The sequence below is a fragment of the Mycolicibacterium gadium genome (assembly GCF_010728925.1).
GTDB classification, from domain to species: Bacteria; Actinomycetota; Actinomycetes; order Mycobacteriales; family Mycobacteriaceae; genus Mycobacterium; species Mycobacterium gadium.
In genome coordinates, this window is sequence record NZ_AP022608.1 from 2,815,690 (window position 1) to 2,834,728 (window position 19,039).

At 63.5% G+C, this 19,039-nt stretch carries 15 protein-coding genes; 11 read left to right on the forward strand and 4 right to left on the reverse strand.

Annotation, left to right across the window (positions count from 1 at the left end; genetic code table 11):
- The first annotated feature begins 20 nt into the window (after positions 1-20).
- The 6 genes from zwf (at position 21) to G6N36_RS13795 (ending at position 6,873) form a co-directional block, all read left to right on the forward strand.
- Positions 21-1,532 (forward strand): glucose-6-phosphate dehydrogenase, encoded by a 1,512-nt coding sequence (gene zwf / locus G6N36_RS13770; protein WP_163686990.1) that lies wholly within the window; start codon positions 21-23, stop codon positions 1,530-1,532.
- A 71-nt stretch (positions 1,533-1,603) separates the two neighbouring features.
- On the forward strand, positions 1,604-2,755 hold the full coding sequence (locus G6N36_RS13775; RefSeq protein ID WP_163686991.1) for a glycosyltransferase family 4 protein: 1,152 nt from the start codon (positions 1,604-1,606) through the stop codon (positions 2,753-2,755).
- A gap of 92 nt (positions 2,756-2,847) precedes the next feature.
- Positions 2,848-3,948, forward strand: coding sequence for a glycosyltransferase family 4 protein (locus tag G6N36_RS13780; RefSeq protein WP_163686992.1), 1,101 nt, complete (start codon positions 2,848-2,850; stop codon positions 3,946-3,948).
- 36 nt (positions 3,949-3,984) lie between these two features.
- On the forward strand, positions 3,985-4,929 hold the full coding sequence (locus tag G6N36_RS13785; protein WP_235690271.1) for an NAD-dependent epimerase/dehydratase family protein: 945 nt from the start codon (positions 3,985-3,987) through the stop codon (positions 4,927-4,929).
- A gap of 1 nt (position 4,930) precedes the next feature.
- Positions 4,931-5,821 carry a glycosyltransferase family 2 protein gene (locus tag G6N36_RS13790; protein WP_163686994.1) on the forward strand — a complete coding sequence of 297 codons (891 nt, stop codon included), beginning with the start codon at positions 4,931-4,933 and terminating at the stop codon, positions 5,819-5,821.
- Positions 5,818-6,873 (forward strand): GH39 family glycosyl hydrolase, encoded by a 1,056-nt coding sequence (locus G6N36_RS13795; protein WP_163686995.1) that lies wholly within the window; start codon positions 5,818-5,820, stop codon positions 6,871-6,873. The genes G6N36_RS13790 and G6N36_RS13795 overlap by 4 nt, the downstream gene beginning before the upstream one ends.
- Positions 6,874-6,879: 6 nt before the next feature.
- On the opposite strand, the gene G6N36_RS13800 is transcribed toward G6N36_RS13795, so the two are convergent.
- The 4 genes from G6N36_RS13800 to G6N36_RS13815 are packed head-to-tail and all read right to left on the reverse strand — an operon-like array spanning position 6,880 to position 12,076.
- Positions 6,880-8,376, reverse strand: a complete 1,497-nt coding sequence (locus tag G6N36_RS13800; RefSeq protein ID WP_163686996.1) for a lipopolysaccharide biosynthesis protein — start codon at positions 8,374-8,376, stop codon at positions 6,880-6,882.
- A gap of 13 nt (positions 8,377-8,389) precedes the next feature.
- Positions 8,390-9,307: a glycosyltransferase gene (locus G6N36_RS13805; protein ID WP_163686997.1), complete on the reverse strand. Its 918-nt coding sequence runs from the start codon at positions 9,305-9,307 to the stop codon at positions 8,390-8,392.
- Entirely contained in the window at positions 9,286-10,758 is a 1,473-nt protein-coding gene (locus G6N36_RS13810) for an O-antigen ligase family protein (protein WP_235690041.1), read from the reverse strand. Before G6N36_RS13810 ends, G6N36_RS13805 begins: the two co-directional genes overlap by 22 nt.
- Complete coding sequence (locus tag G6N36_RS13815; RefSeq protein ID WP_235690042.1) at positions 10,688-12,076, reverse strand: tyrosine-protein kinase domain-containing protein; 1,389 nt, start codon at positions 12,074-12,076, stop codon at positions 10,688-10,690. The genes G6N36_RS13810 and G6N36_RS13815 overlap by 71 nt, the downstream gene beginning before the upstream one ends.
- 318 nt (positions 12,077-12,394) lie before the next feature.
- Here G6N36_RS13815 and G6N36_RS13820 point away from each other — a divergent pair, with 318 nt between their 5' ends.
- From G6N36_RS13820 to G6N36_RS13840, 5 genes are all read left to right on the forward strand, one after another.
- Positions 12,395-14,353 (forward strand): hypothetical protein, encoded by a 1,959-nt coding sequence (locus tag G6N36_RS13820; RefSeq protein WP_179964783.1) that lies wholly within the window; start codon positions 12,395-12,397, stop codon positions 14,351-14,353.
- A gap of 61 nt (positions 14,354-14,414) precedes the next feature.
- The gene (locus tag G6N36_RS13825) at positions 14,415-15,128 is read left to right on the forward strand and encodes a GAF domain-containing protein (RefSeq protein WP_235690043.1); all 714 of its coding nucleotides are present in this window, start codon (positions 14,415-14,417) and stop codon (positions 15,126-15,128) included.
- A 245-nt stretch (positions 15,129-15,373) separates the two neighbouring features.
- Entirely contained in the window at positions 15,374-16,834 is a 1,461-nt protein-coding gene (locus G6N36_RS13830) for a sugar transferase (protein WP_179964785.1), read from the forward strand.
- Positions 16,835-16,980: 146 nt separating this feature from the next.
- Positions 16,981-17,634 (forward strand): undecaprenyl diphosphate synthase family protein, encoded by a 654-nt coding sequence (locus G6N36_RS13835; protein ID WP_235690272.1) that lies wholly within the window; start codon positions 16,981-16,983, stop codon positions 17,632-17,634.
- A gap of 7 nt (positions 17,635-17,641) precedes the next feature.
- The gene (locus G6N36_RS13840) at positions 17,642-19,039 is read left to right on the forward strand and encodes an NAD(P)/FAD-dependent oxidoreductase (protein ID WP_163687001.1); all 1,398 of its coding nucleotides are present in this window, start codon (positions 17,642-17,644) and stop codon (positions 19,037-19,039) included.

Genomic DNA, 19,039 nt, shown 5'->3' on the forward strand with positions numbered 1-19,039 from the left:
CCGGTGAGAGTATGCCGAGAGTGGCGACAAGCAAACCGCAGACCATTTCTTATCCCCATCCCGGCTCGCGTCCCGGCCGGCACGACGACTATGCCGTCGACCCGCACGTGGTGGTCCTGTTCGGCGCCACCGGCGATCTGGCCAGACGCAAGCTGATTCCCGGCCTGGCGTATCTGGATCAATCCGAGCTGGCACCTCACATCGAGATCGTCGCCACGTCGCTCGAAGACATCTCCACCGAGGATTTCCTCGAGCTGGCCAAGAATGCCATCGACGAGTTCGGCACCCACAAACTCTCGGACGAACAGTGGACCCGATTCACCGAAACCGTCACCTATGTGGCACAGGGCGCGGGGCCCGAAGCTCTGGCCGCCGCGGTCGGGGCCGCTGAAGAAAAACTCGGCCCCGACGTCCGGCGACTGCACTATCTGTCGGTGCCACCGAAGGCGGCACGCGCGGTGATCACGATGCTGAAGGACGCCAACCTGGTTGACCGTTCGCGGGTCGTGATGGAAAAGCCGTTCGGTACCGATCTGGCCAGCGCCGTCGAACTGAACGGCTTCGTCCACGAGACGTTCGACGAAAGTCAGATCTTCCGGATCGACCATTTCCTCGGTAAAGAGGCGGCACAGAACATTCTTGCGTTCCGCTTCGCCAACGGTCTGTTCGAACCGATCTGGAACCGCAACTTCATCGATCACATACAGATCGACATCCCCGAGGCACTCGGCCTGGATGAGCGTGCCAACTTCTACGAGAGCACCGGCGCGTTCAAGGACATGGTGGTTACCCATCTGCTGCAGGTGATGGCGTTCGTCGTGATGGAACCACCGACGGCACTGGAACCGCGCGCGATCAGCGAAGAGAAGAACAAGGTGTTCCGGTCGATGCTGCCGATCAACTGCGCCGACGTGGTGCGAGGTCAATTCGCCGGGTATCGCGATTTGGAAGGCATCGCAAAGGATTCCGATACGGAAACCTTCATCGCGATGAAGGTGGGAATCGACAATTGGCGGTGGGCCGGCGTCCCCGTCTACCTGCGGACGGGCAAGCGGATGGCCGAAGGCATCCGCATCATCTCGATCGCGTTCAAGGAGGCGCCGCGGTCGATGTTCCCGGCGGGATCCGGCGTCGGCGCGCAGGGCCCCGACCATCTGACCTTCGACCTGGCCGATAACTCCAAGGTGTCATTGTCGTTCTACGGTAAGCGACCCGGGCCCGGCATGAAGCTCGACAAGCTATCGATGCAGTTCTCGACCCAGGAGATCGACACTGTCGGCGACGTGCTCGAGGCTTACGAGCGCCTCATCCTCGACGCCATGCGCGGCGATCACACACTCTTCACCACTGCCGAGGGCATCGAATCACTGTGGGAGCGCTCGGAGCCGCTCCTCAACGACCCGCCGTCGGTGAAGTCATACCCGCAGGGCACGTGGGGCCCCAACCCGATCCATCAGCTGATCGCGCCCAACGCGTGGCGGTTGCCGTTCGAGCGGGCTTGGCGCGAGAACAAGAACGGTGACGACGACTGACAGACGAGGATCTCAGGGTGGAGTGCGATCACATTTGGCGCGCAACGCATTTGGGATCAGAACGGGGCGTGATGACGCCGGCACAGGGCAACGGAGCCATCGATCTGCTTTTCGATGTCCGCCACATCGACCAGAGCGGTATCGGAACCTACATCGGCGTGTACATCCCCCGGCTCGAGGAGGCTTTTGCCCGGCAGGGCCGCACCCTCGCCGTGTTGGCGGATCGCGACAACGTTCCTCCCGTTGCCGAAAGCACCACAGTCGTCATCTCAGAGCCGTCGGGCGCGCCGATGTACTCGGTCGCCGAGCAACGCGCATGGCATCGCGCGGTGCGGGAGGCTCGGCCGAAGGCCATGTGGGTGCCCCACTATCCGTTTCCGTTCACGCTCTTCCGCCCTGCCAACCGTCGAATCGATTTCTTCAGCACGGTGCACGACGACAGCCACCTGTTGCCGGAGAGCATCAGCGGCAACGGCCGCGCGCGGCGAATGTACGCACGCACGATGCTGACGATCGTCGCCCGAAGGTCAGCGGCAATCTTCACGCCGTCGCGGGCGGCCGCCGACGCCCTGGCGAAGTACGTTCCCGCCGCCCGGTTTGTCGTGACGCCGATTCCGGTGAGTGCGTCATGGTTCGAACCCGTCGATCCTCGATTGTCACCGGTGCGGGACCGCTTCATCCTGTATCTCGGCAACGTCAAACGGCACAAGAATCTTTCCGCGCTGCTCACCGCGTATACCCAAGTGCACCAGGCGATTCCGCAGAAGCTCGTGATCGCGGGCAGCGGTGCGTCGGTCAAGGTACTCGACGAGCGCATCCATGCGCAGGCCGCTGCCCTCGGAGACCGTGTGGAGATGATCGGACGACTGGAATTCGACGAACTGCGCTCGCTCGTCGCGGCCGCGGACCTGCTGGTGATGCCGTCTCTCAACGAGGGCGCCGGACTCCCCCCGCTCGAGGCGATGGCGTCGCATACCGCCGTCCTCAGCTCGAGCATCCCGGCACTGCGGGAAACCTGCGGCGACGGCGCCGAGTTCTTCGATCCGAATGATCACACCGAGCTGGCCGGTTTGATCCGCGCGTATTGCCTCGACGACCGGGCCAGAGCCGACCTGGCGTCGAGGGGCTGGGCGCACGTGACACAGCGCCAAGCGGATATCTCGACCGGTGCCGCGGCCGACACGATCCTGGCCAAGCTCGACCATCTCGGATCGACCAATTGATCTTGACCTGCAGAAGTCGCCGTCGCGAACCGCGAAATTAGCCAAGGCCCGAATGGCAGACTGAAACCAGCACCGACGGCATAGGGGGCTCGATGCGATTCGCGTTTCTCACCGAGCTGTACCCTCCCCATGTCGGGGGGCAAGAGGTGTTCTTCAAAGAGCTTGCTGAAGCCATGGTGCTGCGTGGCCATTCGGTGGACGTGTACTGCATCGGTCACGACACCGGCCTCGATCGCGATGTGATGGTCAACGGAGTGCACGTCCGCCGCAATCCCTGCACCAACCGTTACATCAACCCGCCCATACCCGCCCTGCGGCGGAACTGGCCTGCCATCATCAAGTACAGCGCCTGGGTGCGGCGCCACGTGGTAGCGCAACATTACGACTTCCACCTCTTGAATCAGTGGCCGCTGCTGCATGTACCCGCATTGCCCCGAGATGTCCGCGCACGTACCGGGATTCACTGGTGTGAGATTCGCGAAGATCGAATAGTGGGAACGGCGCAGAAGCGGTTACCGCGATTGGCCGCCGCGAACTTTGCGATCAGCCAGGCGGTGGCCACGGCAATCACCGAACAGTCGGGGCGTCCGTGTTCTGTGTTGCCGAGCGGCATAGTGGTCACCCAGTACCGAGCCGCCGACCGCGGCGAACGCTCGGGCGCGCTGTACGTCGGACGGCTGTTCCCCCACAAGAACCTGCCACTGCTCATCGATGCTTTCGAACTCGCCACCGCACGCGGATTCGCCGGCGACCTGGTGATCGCGGGCGACGGAGCGGCGCGTGCGGACATCGAGGAACACGCGCGGCGGTCGTCCGTCGGTTCGCGGGTGCGGGTGCTGGGCTCGGTCTCCGAGGAGCAGAAGATCGATCTGCTCTCCCGCGCCGCAGTGTTGGGCATGCCCAGCCAGCGCGAGGGCTTTCCGCGAGTGATCGCCGAGGCCATGGCGAGTGGCCTGCCCGTCGTCACGGCGAAGTTCCCCGAGAACGGCGCCAAAGAAATCGTGGCTCAGTATGGCGCGGGCGTGGTGTGCGGCACCGATCCCGCAGATTTCGCCGACGCGCTACTCACCGCACAGGCGCAGTGGGACACGTTCTCCCAAGCGGGACTCGCCGGTGCGCGATCATTGGACTGGTCGGGCGTCGCGCGCGAGCTCGAGACCAGGGCCGAAGAGGTCATTGGAACAAGCCGGTGACATGGCGGAGAGAGCGGGGGAACGCACGTGCGGATCATGGTGACAGGTGGTGCCGGCTTCGTCGGCAGGGAACTCGTTCCGATGCTGAGCGCGAAAGCCGAGGTTCTGGTCGCGGATCTGCTGCGCTACGGCACACCCGACTGGCTGACGCGTGACGACGCGGCCTGGGCATTTCAGCGCGTCGATATCCGTGACGCGAATGCCACGCGCGCGGTCGTCGAGGACTTCCAGCCCGACGTCATCGTGCATTTGGCGGCGATCCACTACATCCCCGAATGCGATGGGGACCCGTCGAACGCCGTGGCGACCAACGTCACCGGCACCGTCAATCTGCTGACGAGCTGCCGACCAGGTACGCGGTTCGTCTTTGCGAGCAGTGGTGCCGTCTACCAACCGGACGAGGCCGATCACCGCGAGTTCGAGTCAGCGCTGGGCCCAGCAGATATCTACGGCATCACGAAGCTGCACGGCGAACAGTATGTGCAGATCTTCGCCGCCGAGCGCGGCATCAAGGCCGCCATCGTGCGGCTCTTCAATGTGATCGGCCCCGGCGAGACCAATCCGCACCTGCTACCGGCGATCGTCGCCCAGCTGCGCGAAGGAACGGAGTCGATCAACCTCGGAAACACCTGGCCCAAGCGCGATTATATCGACGTCCTGGACGCTGCCGGTGGTTTCGCTGCGGCTGCGCTCGGCACCAACAGCGACGGCGCCGACTGCGAGATCGTCAATCTCGGGAGCGGGCGCCAGTATTCGGTGGACGAGATCCTCGACCGGATGCGATCGGTCCTGGGCCTGAGTTTCGAGGTCCGCCAGGATCCGTCGCGCATGCGAGCCGTCGACCGTCCGTTCCTCGGCGCCGACATCTCGCACATCGGCGAGGTGTTCAACTGGCAACCGGCACACCAGCTGGACGAAACCTTGCAGCGGACATGGGCGAATCCGGAATTCCTGCCTGCCCTTGACGGACGGTTGACGTAGGGTGTCGAGCCCGTCCCGTGTGCGAATCGGCGTCGCCATCACCACGGTGGGCCGATGGGACGAGCTGCGAAACCTACTCGGCGACTTGGCCGCACAAACGCGCCGGCCGGCCGCGGTGGCGATTGCCCACCACGACCATGCGGGTTCCGCGGACTTGGACGCGCTGATAGGTTCCTTTGCCGACACCCTTGACATCAAAACCGTTGTGAGTGACCGCGGTATCTCGAACGGGCGAAACGCCGCCGCCGCAGCGCTCGGCGATGAGGTCGAGTGGCTCTGGTTTCCCAATGACACGAACCGGGTCGACGCCGACTTCTTGGAACGCATTGCGCATCACTGCGTGGCTCCGACCACGGCATGCGCGGTCCAGATGATCGATCGTGAAGGCCCACGACATCCACTGCCGGCACCCGGAACGAAATTCACCAAGCGCACCGTCTGGGGAGCCATGGAGCCCGCGACCATCCTCCGACGTGACCAGTTCGTCGCGGCCGGCGGGTTCAACCCGTCTCTTGGTTCGGGTGCGGATTCTCCGTGGCAGTCAGGGGAAGGCCCAGACCTGCTGCTACGGATGTCAGCTCTTGACGGCTTTTCGGTCGAGTGGGTACCCGACATCTACGTCCATGCCCAAACCGAATTCGCCCACCTACCGCCGCCGGAGCGCCGCCGCAAGCAACGGAACTACGGACGCGGCCACGGTTATGTGCTCCGCACATGGCACTACCCGCTTTGGTACAGGGGCGCTCACCTGGTGGCTGCCGCCCTGATGCCGGTGCGAAACCCCAAGAAATTCGGTTTGCGTGACTCCTTCGCCCTGCTTGTCGGCCGCACCGAGGGGGTGCTGGGCAGACCGTTCACCCGCAACTCCGACAATCAAGCGATCCTGCGATGACCGGACGACGCGTCCGGGTGGCGCGTCTCCTGTCGCTGGTCCTGATCGCGTGTATCCCGCTGTCCTGCCAAGCGTCGGTACCACCCGTCGAGATCGGGATGACGATGCATTCGAGGGGCGCCGATGCGGCCGCCATCAAGCGGCAGTTTGATCTGATGTCCGCTATGAACGTGGCCTGGGTCAGAGTGGACTTCGACTGGTCGGTAGCGGAAAGTCAACGCGACCAATTCAATTGGGAATACCCTGACACGATCGTGGCCGAGGCCGCCGCCCATGGCATGAAAGTTCTTGGCGTGCTCGCGTACACCCCGGAGTGGGCCCGTCCGACGACCAAGGGCGATCCGGCGACCGCACACCACACCCGGCCCGAGCAAATGTCGGATTGGGCGGATTTCGCGCGCCTGGTCACCGCACGGTACGCGGCCCGCGGCGTACACACCTGGGAGATATGGAACGAGCCCAACACACAGAAGTTCTGGCCGCCCCGGCCCGATGTCAACGAGTACGGCACGCTGTTCTGGGTGGCCGCAGAAGCGATACGCGAAGTCGATGAGCGGGCCACGATCCTCATCGGCGGCCTCGCCCCGAAGTTTCATGTTCCAGACTCCGAGGTTGCGCCGACGGAGTATCTCGAGCAGCTGTACGCGAACGGCGCGATACGCCTCGCCGACGGCATCGCGGTGCATCCCTACACGTATCCGGCGCTTCCGATGGACACACCCCAGCGGGCAGTCGGCGGGTTCAAGGACCTGCCCGCATTACGAGCCGTCATGGAGCGCCACGGGGACGGCCAGAAGAAGATCTGGATCACGGAGTTCGGTGCGCCGACCGGAACCGGCCCGTACGCGGTGTCCGACGGCGCGCAAGCCACGACGTTGCTTCAGGCACGTCGGCAGGTCCAACAATGGGATTGGGGCGGACCCCTCATCTACTACGAATTGGTCGATGGCGGAACCGATCCCACGGACGCCGAGCAGAACTTCGGCGTACTCCGCCACGATCTGACCCTCAAACCGTCCGCGGATGCGCTGGTGGATCTGGCGTCACACTGAGCAACGTCAGAAGATTCGGGATATCACCGGCCGCATCCGCTGAGGCGCCTTGGCGATGAGCCGATCTCGCAGTCCCGGGTCCACGATCCTTGTCACCGCCAGAATGCGCAAAGCGATCAGATAGATGATCATCGCAGCCGGTATGGCCATCAGCAGCGCTGCCAGGCCGCCGAACTCAAGGCAGAGGACATAGGCCACGGCGGCTTGTGCTGCCGAGGCGAGAGCTATGGCGCCCAACGCCCGATAGGGTGGAGAGATTCCTAATTTCCTTGTCACATAACAGGTTTCAATGAGGACGACCGATACCTGGACCAGGCCTCGGGACCAGGCAGCTCCAATCAGTCCGAAGTGAGGCACCAGGACGAACCCGAGCACAATGGTGCCGATCAGACCCACTCCGTTCGACATCAGTAGGAACCCGGTCTTGCCGATGCTCTGGAGCAGATACAGGGTCGTGACGCCCAGGCTGCTGACGGCCGCCGCGATGAGCAGCACCGAGGCAACGGGAGCCGCTCCTCGGAACTCATCACCGAACAGCAGTGGCACCAGCACCGGAGCTATTGCAGCAAGTCCTGCGCAAAGCGGGACGATCAGCATTGCGATGAGTGCCGTCATGGTGCGGTACAGGCGCTGCATGTCGTCCTGGGCGCCAAGGCCGTGCTGTTCGCTGAATCGAGGTAGCAGCGCCGAAAGCAGAAGGGGCGGAAGCTGAACCGCCATTTCGGCCACCGTCACCGCCGCCGTGAACAAGCCCACGGCACCGATGCCGGTGAAGTGCTCGAGGAACAGGATTTCCGTTCGCCCGAATACGAAGCCGCCGATCACCGCGGTCACCCAGCTCGTGAAGGCAAACCGTGTCACTTCACGCCTCAGGTCTTGACGGACCATGGGCTTGAATCGCCGCAGTCGGCCGATTCGGGCAGCTGGCAATAGATTTCCGGCAATGTAGCCGGCCAGGGCGCCAGGAATGCCGAACAGCCACGCGCCCAGCGCAATCACCGCCAATTTGATGACCGCCGAGATAGCCGAAAGACGCGCTAGTTCACCGAACTGCTGTTCACCCCTCAGATAGAACTGGTAGACCTCTGCCATTCGCCAGCAGAGAAACCAGATAAGCGCGACGGCGATCACCACGTTTCGCGATGTCTCCGAAAGCTTGTCGGTGACACCTCTACCGGGCCAGTACAGATAGGCGAACAGCAGAATGCCGCCGACGATCGCGGCCACCATCGACCATCGTGTGGTGGCGCCGATCAGGCCGTCGGCTTCGTCATTCCTCCCCTCGGCCCGCAGGTTGGGGATGTAACGCTGCTGAACGATGCCGATGCCCAGGCCCGCGACCATCGAAGCGATCGTGACACAAAAGACGACGTACGCGAGGATGCCCAGATTGTCGGGACCGAGCAGTCGGGCGGTGATCGCGTTGCCGATGAAACCGGCGAGCGCCACGGCGGCGCCGGAGGAGAAGCCGAGGATTGTGTTTCGCAGAAATGATGGCGACATCAGTGCTGGTCGCTCATGGCCGTGTGGCCGAACCGCGCACCGCGTTCTTCATTCGCCCAGCCATCAGCTTCGCCATCGACTTCGCGATGCTGGCCCATGCCAGAGGACCCGGTCGCCCGAACCGCACTCCGGCCGAAAGCGACGCGGTGACACCGCTGAACGAGCCCGTCGACAGTGCGGAACCGACCGGAGACGTCAGCATGTAGTCCCCGCGCGTGCGAGGTGATTCATCGGCGAGTTCGCGAATACCCCACTCGATCAGGGCCTTGCTCCGGTCGGCCTGCGGTCGAGATATGGAGACCGGCGACCAGTTGATGTCGACGAGCGGCTCGGGGACTTGAATGATCGGAAGGTTCGGGAACGCACGCCGAACTTCCATCAGCCATTTCGGATCATCGTGGATGGACCCGGCCGCCACCGACATCGGGACCGCCTGCGCCAGGGCACGCGGAAAGATCATGGTCGGCGTCGGCACCATGTTGAAAGCTCTTGGCACGCGGATCTCGAACAGGTATGCGGCGATCGCCTCGTCGCGGCGGATCAAGGTGCGCGGCCCGATGATCGGCTCGCTCCCCGGCGCGTGAATGTAGAAGCGGGAGGAGACTATCCACTCGTCTCCCGGCGGCGCCGCGGCCAACTGAACCTCGAGTTTGTTGTCGCGCCAGGAGTCGTCGTCATCGAGCAGCGCGATGATGTCACCGCCTGCGGATTCGATACCAAGGTGCTTGGCGGCGCTCGGTCCGACTCCCCCGGAGGTTTTCAGCACCCGAACGGCGGGCGACGGCGGCAGATCGGGTTCGCAATCGGCGTCCAGCACGACGATCACCTCCATCGGAGGTGGCGATTGACGTAACGCCGACTCCACCGCCGTGCGCAGGCTGGCCCGGCCGATGGTCGGGATGACGACACTTATCGTTCTTTCAGTTGCCACGACGGTCCTTCCACGGTCGGGTCGTCATACCTATTCACGATCAGCACAGCGAAAACCAGGCCGCTGATCGGAAACAGTTGCAGATTCGGAAGCAACGCCCAACTGGCCTCTGTTGTCGCGCCCAGGAAGAACGCCATCAGAAATCCGAAACAGGCAACCTGCTGACTGGTCACAGGCAGCGCCCAGGTCGCGGCCACCGCGGCAACGAAAAGCGGCAGCAGTACGACGATCCCGAGGAGACCGGATCGCACCAGGGTGTCCACCACCACGTTGTGCCCGGTCCCCACGAACGCCCATTTGGCGACGTTGCCCATTGCCTGTGCGTCGTCCAGGAACCAGTTGACGCCCATGCCGACCACAGGAGATTGCTGCCAAACGCCCACACTCTCCGCCCACACGAGAGCACGCCCGGTGAACGCGCGCGGGTCCCAATGCACGAACGGAAACACGAACATTGCGGTTGCGGTGACGCTGACGAGGACCGTCCCCGCAAGCCGGACCGATTTGAACGATTTGAACCAGCAGATCACCCACCACAACACGACCAGACCGGCGGCGATCAGCGCGGTTCGCGACGCTGCGGCCACCATCGTCACGAACAGAATCGATCCGACGAGAAGGCGCCATCTCCGGTCGACGATGAGGGGTGTGAGCGCAAAGGCGAGTACGCAATACACTCCGAGCACGTTCGCATGGCCGAAAGGACCCGCCAGCTCCCAGCCGGGGATGATTGCCTTTTCGGAGTTGGGGTTGTACATCGCGTATTCCGGAATGAGCAGTCCTCCGATGAGCGAGTAGCCCGCGATCACCGCGACGGTCATCGGAAGCCATTTCAGCCACGCGACGGGCGCCCCCACTTTCCATAGCGCCAGGATGAAGACGTTGGCAAGAATGATCTTTGGAAAGTCAACTACTGGAGGAAGTTTCGGGCTCACGAGATAGGGCAGATTCACCGCGAGCAGCAGCAGGAGGACACCGGTGATATCGCGGTTCGGGTGGCCGCGCATGAAGACGACAGCGGTGCTCACCGCAAGCAGGAGCGCCGACCCACCCAGACTGGCAAGTTGCGCGATCGGAAGATCCGCTGAGGTGGTGGCCTCTCCCGGCGGCAGGATCGGTTCGTGCTCGACGGTCAGATACGTGATCAAGTCGGGGACGACGACCAGCCCGATGGCCAAGACGATCAGTAACGCAAACGCGTACTCATGACGGCGGAAATCCGTTGTCACCGTCTGGAACACGCGCGGAAGCGCCGCAACGAACGTGCCGAACGACCGCACCGGCGGCGTCGTGGCGGCGCTCGCGTGTCTCGGAACCGAGGCTACGAACGTGGCTGGGGTTCCGTCGCGCGGTGGTCGGTCCATGATGGTGCTGGCCCATTCACTTCTGGTGGGTGCCGCGGCGCTTTTGCCCGCCCTGGCCGCCGTCGGCAGTGCGGTAGTAGTCGTCACCCTTCGACCGCTTTTTGGCACGTGTCATCGACAGCACGGAGCCGAGCAATGGGGCACCGGCTCGTCTGAGCGTGTGAATCGCATCGCCCAGTTGCTTGCGAGTGGTCTGGCCCGACCGCGCGACGATCAGCACTCCCTGAGCGTTTGTCGCCAGAATCGCGGCATCCTTGACGAGGAGGGACGGCGAGTCGACGACCACATAGTCGAATTCCCCACCCAGTTGTCCCAAGACGTCCGCGGTCGCTGCAGACTCCAGCAGGTCGGTCGGATCACCCGGGACGGCTCCGGACGTGAGCGCGGTCAGATGGGCGAAGCCGGTCTGCTGCAACGAATCCCGCAGGGGGGCCGCCCCGCTGAGTACGTCGCTCAGACCGGCGTCTCCGGCAAGGTCGAAGCACGCTGCCACCCCGGGCCGCCGCAGGTCACCGTCGACGATCACGACGTTGTGGCCGGCGTCCGCCAATGCGAGCGACAGATTGACCGCCGTCATCGTCGTACCCTGGGCAGGAACGCAGCTCGTGATGACGAGCACGCGGGGTCCCTCGGCGATCTGCAGGAATCGCAGATTGATCCGCAGCTCACGAAAGGCGTTGGCGAATGCCGAGCGATCGCTCTCGAACACGATCAGCGGTTTGGTTCTGCGCTGACCATCGAACGGAATGTCGGCGAGCAGGCCGACGCCGGTGGCCCGTTCCAGCGCGTCTGAACTCTTGACCGAATCATCCATCCGGTCACGTATGACAGCGAGGACGACACCCAGCAGCGCACCCATCACGGCGGCGATCGCCAGAATTCGTTTCGTCTTCGAATTCACCGGGCTGCTTGGTAACTCGGCACGCTGCTGCACGACGACTCGCGCGTTGGGCGGCTGCCCCAGTTCGGGGGTCTCCAATCGGGCCGCCATGACGACGAACTCATCGGCCAACGCGTTGGCGATGTCGCGGGCTCGCGCCGGCGAGGAATCGGTCACCGTCACGTCGATCAAGACGGTTTCGGCCGGCACGACGGCTTCGACTTTCTCTTGGAGTTGGGCCGGGGTCATGTCGAGGCCGAGCTTGTCGATGGTGCGCTGAGCCGCGATGTCGCCGGTCAACAACTCGGTGTACGAGAGCACGCGGCGTTCCGCGAAGAGACCGCCGTCGTATGTCTGAGTGTTCGTTCCGTCGGACGGCGTGGAGACAAAGAGTCGCACCGAGGCCTGGTATTGCGGAATGGCCAGTAGCGAGTAACCGACCGCAGCCAATACAACGACGGCAATTGTGCCGCAGATTAACTTCCACCGGGCACGCAGAATCTTGGCGAACTCTTGAACCGTCAAATGCGACCCTTCACCGGCTGCCACCCTCCCGTTCGCCGCTCCCGCGCGGGCTCATCAGGCGCGCGCAAGTCGTAACACGCTATCCCAGAATGAATCGCCTTGACGGTGATAATCGTAGAACGTGGCTAACTCTCCAGATGGCTTCTCCGGCCCTCCAATAACGCATCCGCCTGCGATGTCCGCCGGTATAGTCCAACCCCTGTTGGGATTACGAAGCTCGAACAATATGGGGGTAGAGCCGTGGGCCCGGTCGCCGCTGTTGTTGGTCGCAGCTGCGGGGCGCGTGCGCTGATTTCGGCATTGCTCATTCTGTCCTCGATGCTCGCGATTTCAGCGGCCGGCACAGCAGTGGCGCAACCCGCCGACAATGCCGATCCACCGGCCCCGGCGACGGTCAGGTTGGACTGGCCCTCGCTTGGATTGAAACCGGAGGTATATCTCAGCGCCGACAGCCCAACTAGTTTCGCCGTCCCGGTGCCCCCTGGGCTTTCTCCGACCCGAGTGCAGGGCGTCATCCACGCTCCGATGAACATCGATGCGGGGTTCCTCGAGATCAGCGACGGAGACGGAAAGTTTTTGGGGACTGTCGGCCTGCCACCCGAGGCCGCTGCCCAGGCAGTGACGCCGTTCGATGTCGACATCTCGGGGGCCCGGGTCCGATCATCGACCGTCGACCTTTCGTTCACGGTGCGCCCGCTGGACAATGCCGCCGGATTCTGCGGTCCCCTGCAGCAGCTGTCGGTCAGTGAACTGGCGACCGTGTTCACCGGCACCGAGTCCCCGGCCACCACGATCGCGAATTTCTTCCCGCCTGTGCTCGAAAGGGTCACCGTCTATGCGCCCGCCAACGCCGACACCGCGGAACAGCAGTCGGCGCTGACGCTGGTCACCACGCTCGCGCGCCTGTACAACATCCAGCCGATGGCGATCACGGTCGTCCCCCAACCACGCGGCACCTCCCCGCCGCCCGCGGCCCAGCTCACGCGCGCTGTCCTCGTCGAGGCGGGCGGTCCCGCAGGCCTGACCGTCGAAAGGGCCGGAAGCCCGGACGCATACCTGCGGATCTCCGGCAGCGGTGACGAGCTGTCGGCCCAGGTCTCGCTGCTCGTCAATCAGCTCCAGTCGCTGGCGCAGACACGCGCGTCCCGAATCGACCAGGCGGGATCGGAAACGCCGCTGAGCGGCGACACCTTGACGTTCAGCCAGTTGAAATTGAGCGGCAAGACCGACATTCTCCGAACCGGCAGCCTCACGATCGGGGTCGACCGCTCGGCGTTGGGCGCGGGCCGAGTCGACAGCGTGCAGGTTCATTTGCTCGCCGACTACACCCCGGTGCCCAAGGATGACGCCGCGAGTGTCGTCATCCGGTCCAACGGAATCGTCGTCTACCGGACCGCGCTGGACAACACCGGAGTTCTCGATGCGACCTTTGACCTGGAGCGCCAGGCGTTCGGTCAGGGGGTCAACCTCGACTTCGCGTTCACCTACTCGCCACACGAAGCGTGTGGACCGTTGACGGCGCCCATCAGCTTTCAGGTCGATCCGCGATCGACGTTGACCATGCAGCGGGGAGGGCCTCCGCTCAACGGGTTTGGCGCCTTTCCATCGGAGTTCAGCCCCCGCTTCATGGTCGCGCTCGACGGCAGTGGCCCCGATCAGCTGTCGTACGCCGCGCGGGTGGTCGGCGCGATCGCTCGTCTCACCAGCACGCAGCTGACGCCAGAGGTTGTCGATCTCAAGACTGCCGCCGATTCCGACACCGGCGCGCTGATAGTGGCCAACTCGGAAGCGATCGAGCAGACGACGCTGAATCCACCCGTAGGCGGCGACGGCACCGCCATCGATGTCGCACTGCCCACCGAGCTTCGCGCCGACATCGAGGACGGTCTCGGATCCATCCAGGCCTTCGCCGACCAGCCCCGCAACCGGTCGGTGGTCCTTGTCACGTCGACCGCTTCATGGTCGCTGGTGGACCCGCTCTTCGATTACATCGACGGCCTGGACGGTGGCTGGTCAGCGCTCACCGGAGACGTTCTCGCCGCTGGCGAGGCGCGCGTCCCGACCAACGTCGCCATTCGGGACAGCGGCAACATTTTCGAACCGGCGCCGACGCAGGCACTGCCGAAGTCGCTGGACCAATGGATCCCCGTCGCCGTCGGGATCGCTGTGCTCGCGGCGGTCGCTGTGGTCGCGGCAATCCTGTGGTCACGCAGACGACGAACCGCCGGGAATCCGCCGGATGACGAGCCGCCGGCCGAACCGGAACAACGATTCTGACGATGTTCGAATATTTGCTCGGACATGCGCGTTCGAGTTCTTTTCAGCTAACGTTAATTTCGTGACCAACTCGGTGCCGGGGTTCGATGACTGGCTCAACCGCTCGCTCGAAGAGGCTGCGCGCGAGGCGGGCGAGGACGTCAACACCTACGTCATGCGAGCCGTAGCCGCTCAGATGGTCGCCGACCAGGTTCGCGCCGAGAAGCCTTCTACGAAGGAACTACTGGAACATCTCTCCGAGACCGGGGTACTCGACAGCGATTTGATGCCAGACGTCTCGGCGGTCGTCGCCGACCCCGATCGGCTGGCCGCACTGCGCGCGACCGGGCTGCTCGATTCTCCCGTGGAAGCGGTCTACGACCGGATCACGCGGGCGGCGGCCGACGCCCTGGACGCCCCGTTTGCGGCGGTGTCCCTGATCGATGCCGACCGGCAATTCTTCAAGAGCACCGCAGGAATGGGCGATATGTCTGCGCCCGAAAACCGCGAGGTGACACTCGACCAGTCGATTTGTCAGTACGCGGTGGCGGACCGTGCTCCGTTGGTACTCGAAGACGCGCGAGCCGATGCGGTGTTCAAGAACCATCCGGTGGTCCGCAGCGGCGCGATCGGGGCGTACCTCGGCATACCTCTGGTCGATCACGAAGGCCATGCGATCGGCACACTTTGTGTGTTCGACGACAAGCCGCGTCTCTGGGGAACCGGCCACGTTCAGGTACTCACGGATCTGGCGGCGCTCGCGATGGAGCGCATTTTCGGCTTCAAGCCGCGCTGAAGCAGCAAATCAGGCTAGCCAAAACTGACGTGCGCGTAACCGTCGTTATTGCGCGCAAATTGCTTTCTTATTGAGTGGCCCGCTCATTTCACCGCGTGGGGTGGTGCAGCGCACCTAAAATCGGTTGCCAACGGTACGTCGGGGGGATGACTGATGCAGCTAGGTGTCATGGGGTGACGACCCACACACCTAGCACCAGACCCACGACGCCACGATTGCCGGCCGCGTCGGCGCCGATTCAAAGGATGGCAGGGACGGGGCCGCCGCGCTTTGTCGAACGCATTCGCTCTGACCCGTGGTATTCGGTTATCACCCTCGCGATCGACGCCGCCTACGCCGCCATCTCGGTACTTTTGGCCCACTGGTGGGTCGGCGATCTGGTCCACGAGCGCGGCATCGCTCTCTGTTCGTGGCTGTTCGTACCGATCGTGATCGTCATCCTTTCAACTCGCCGGTTGTACCGACAGAAGTTAGGTCAGGGGTTTCTCGACGAGTTCGAACCGGTGGAGACGTCCATCGCCGTGGCGGCGCTGGCGACCTTGACCATCATGATGTTGCTCGTCCCCCGGCTCGAGGTGGGCGGCGTCGTCGTGCCCTACGTGCGGCCAAGCGAAGTGATTCTGCGGATCTGGGTGTGTGCGGCGATCCTCATCCCCGCGGTGCGCCTGCTCAGGTCGGTCATGAACCGCTGGCTGCGGCGGAGATTTCACGTGGGGGCTCCGGCACTGGTCGTGGGCTCGGGACCAGTGGCCCATCAGCTCATCTCGCGGATGCAGCAGGTGCCGGAATACGGTCTGTGGCCGGAAGGTCTGCTCGACGATGCCCGGCCGAACGAAGCGGAGATGACCGGGATGCTGGGGGTGCCGTATCTGGGAACCGCAGACAATCTCGAAAGCGCCCAGCGTGCTACTCGCGCCGAAGATCTCATCATCGCGCCGTCGTCATTGCCCGACGAGAAGCTGGGCCGGATCGCCCATCGCGCGCAGGAACTCGGAATGCGGGTCCGCGTGGTGCCCCGATTGATGGATGCCGTCGGCAGCAACACCAGGATCGAGCACATGGGTGGCGTCCCGCTGATGGTGCTGACGCGCGTGAATCCGAAGGGGTGGCAGTTCGCGGTCAAGCACGCGGTGGACCGATCCGCTGCACTGCTCGGCCTCGTGCTCATCTCCCCGGTGTTCATCGCCCTGATGATCGCGGTCAAGCTCAGTTCGCCGGGGCCGATCTTCTTCAGTCAGGAACGAATCGGGCGCGACGGCAAGGTCTTCGGCTGTCTGAAGTTTCGCAGCATGCGTCCCGCGGATCCGGCCGGTGCGAACTTCGAACTGCAGGAGGGCGCGGCGCCCGGCGGCGTGGAGGGTGAAGATCGGCGCACCCGAATCGGTAAGTTCATGCGCAAGACATCCCTGGATGAGCTGCCCCAGCTGATCAACGTGCTGCGCGGTGACATGAGCATGGTCGGTCCACGTCCTGAGCGGCCGGAGTTCGTCGAACTGTTCGAGATGCACATCCGGCGCTATGGCGAGCGACACCGGGTGAAGGCCGGCATCACGGGCTGGGCCCAGGTGCACGGACTTCGAGGGCAGACCTCGATCGCCGATCGAGCCGAATGGGACAACTACTACATCCAGAACTGGTCGCTGCTGCTGGACTTCAAGATCTTGCTCCTCACGGTGCTGGCGGTGCTGCGCCCCACCGAGGATTGACCTCCGCTTCCGCGTTTGGACGCGGGTGCCATTGTGTATCCCTTTGCTACGGAGCTGGAAATGGCGTTTTGCCATTTGTTGAGGCAACGAATCGAGTTTGGGCTACATTTCGCATTCGGGGGCATTGGCTGTTTGGGGGATATCCGGTGAGTCGCGTACCAGAACATGTAGGCCTGATTCCGGACGGTTTGCGGCGTTGGGCGAACATCAACGACACCACTTTGTTCGACGCCTACCGCCGCGGCGCGGAAAAAGTGACCGACATTCTGTTGGCGCTGCAGCGGCACGGTGTGCAGACCGTGACGGTGTACAACCTCAGTCGCGGAAACCTCGCGCGCGCCTCCTCCGAGCTGGAGTCGGTGTACGCGGCGTCGATATATTTTTTCTCCACATTGCTTCCCGCTCATTTCGATCGCACCAAATGCAGTTTTCGGCTGCATGGCGATCGGAGTGCGCTGCCGCACGAATACGTCACTGCCGCAGAAGATCTCGAACGCGCGATGAAAGGCAGCGATTTCCGCATCAATATCCTCGCTGCATACGACGCCTACGACGAGTTACGCACCGCGCACCATCGGGCTGAGCGCGAAGGCTGCGAACTGAATACCGCCCTCGACATAGACGACGTCGACTTGATCATCCGGACCACCCCCGAACCGCTGCTCAGTGGCTTTCTGCCACTGCAGAGCCAGTACGCCCAGCTGGTCTTCTTATCGACCCCCCTCAACGAGCTGACCGAACAGGACGTCGTCGATCTCATCGCTGCCTATCGGCGTCTTCCGCAGCTGCGGGGCCTGTAGTAACCCGATGGAGTCCAAACGGAACCCGTTGATCATCGGCGCCGGGCCTGCGGGCCTCACCGCCGCTCTCGAACTGGTGAAGAGAAGGGTGACACCTCGCATCTTCGAGGCGTCGGCACACGTCGGCGGCCTGGCGCGCACGCCCACCGAAGGCGATTGGCGCGTCGACCCGGGCGGTCATCGGTTCTTCACCAGAAGCGAAGAGATCGCCGACCTGTGGCGTTCTTTGCTTCCCGAGGATCAGTGGCTCTCGGTCCGTCGCCGTTCCGCCATGCTTGTCGACGGACGGTATGTGCGGTACCCACTCGTCGGCCGTGACCTGATCTCGCAGTTGGGGTTTCGGAGCGGTATGCGCGGCCTCGCAAACTTCATGTGGTCCAGGCTGCGAAGCCGGATACGTCCGACGGACGAATTGCCGAGTTTCCGGGATTGGGGCACACAACAATTCGGCCGTCACTGGTACGAGATCTTTTTCGATGGCTACGTCCGCAAGACGTGGCTCGCCGACCCCGGCACCCTCGCGAGCGACTGGGCGAATCAGAGAATCAAGCCGATCTCCTGGCGCACACCGAGTGAACAGGGATCCAGCGCTGAGGCTGTTTTCCGATACCCCAAATATGGGCCCGGCCAGGTCTGGGAAGCCGTTGCGGCCTCTTTGGCGGGGTTCGGCGTGGTCCCCTCGCTCAACTCCTACGTCGCAAGCATCCGACACGTCGGCGGAACCTGGACGATCGAGCTACAGAACGGCGAGACCGCGTCCGGAGATACGGTGTTCTCGAGCATGCCGTTGCGATTGCTCATCGAGAACCTTAAACCCACACCGCCAAAGCATATTCGGGAGATCGCCGCATCGCTCAAACACCGCTCGGTGATCACCGTTGCCGTCGCTCTGAATGGACATTACGACATTCCCTACAACTGGGTATACACGCCCGGTGAAGAGTTTCGCGTGGGTCGGATCCAGAACTACGGACGGTGGTCGAGCGCGCTGGCTCCAGAGAACTGGAACGGCACCTACCTTGGCCTCGAGTACTACACGCTGCCCACCGACGATCTGTGGGTGGTGAGCGACGAAAGCCTTGGCGAAATCGTCGAACAGGACCTCCGAACGCTGGGCGCCGGCGATTCCGCCATCGACCATTGCATGTTCGTCCGCTCACAGTTCGCCTATCCCATCAACGATCCGGCACGCGAACAAAGCGTTGCCACCATCCGTGACTACCTGCGTCGCAATCATCCCTCTCTACACCCAATGGGGCGAAATGGCATGCACCATTACGACAATCAGGACCATGCCATGCTCAGCGCCCTGCGCAGCGTGGCTCAGTACTTCGGTGCGAATGTCGACCCATGGCAGGTGAACACCGATCGTGACTATCTCGAGTCCGGCTTGATCACGGGTTGA

Bases quoted from the DNA above. Each gene is read 5' to 3' on its own strand.
- G6N36_RS13775 (WP_163686991.1), top strand. From the start codon at position 1,604: ATGACGCCGGCACAGGGCAACGGAGCCATCGATCTGCTTTTCGATGTC.
- G6N36_RS13780 (WP_163686992.1), top strand. From the start codon at position 2,848: ATGCGATTCGCGTTTCTCACCGAGCTGTACCCTCCCCATGTCGGGGGG.
- G6N36_RS13785 (WP_235690271.1), top strand. From the start codon at position 3,985: ATGGTGACAGGTGGTGCCGGCTTCGTCGGCAGGGAACTCGTTCCGATG.
- G6N36_RS13795 (WP_163686995.1), top strand. From the start codon at position 5,818: ATGACCGGACGACGCGTCCGGGTGGCGCGTCTCCTGTCGCTGGTCCTG.
- G6N36_RS13800 (WP_163686996.1), bottom strand. From the start codon at position 8,376: ATGTCGCCATCATTTCTGCGAAACACAATCCTCGGCTTCTCCTCCGGC.
- G6N36_RS13820 (WP_179964783.1), top strand. From the start codon at position 12,395: ATGCTCGCGATTTCAGCGGCCGGCACAGCAGTGGCGCAACCCGCCGAC.
- G6N36_RS13830 (WP_179964785.1), top strand. From the start codon at position 15,374: ATGGCAGGGACGGGGCCGCCGCGCTTTGTCGAACGCATTCGCTCTGAC.
- G6N36_RS13840 (WP_163687001.1), top strand. From the start codon at position 17,642: ATGGAGTCCAAACGGAACCCGTTGATCATCGGCGCCGGGCCTGCGGGC.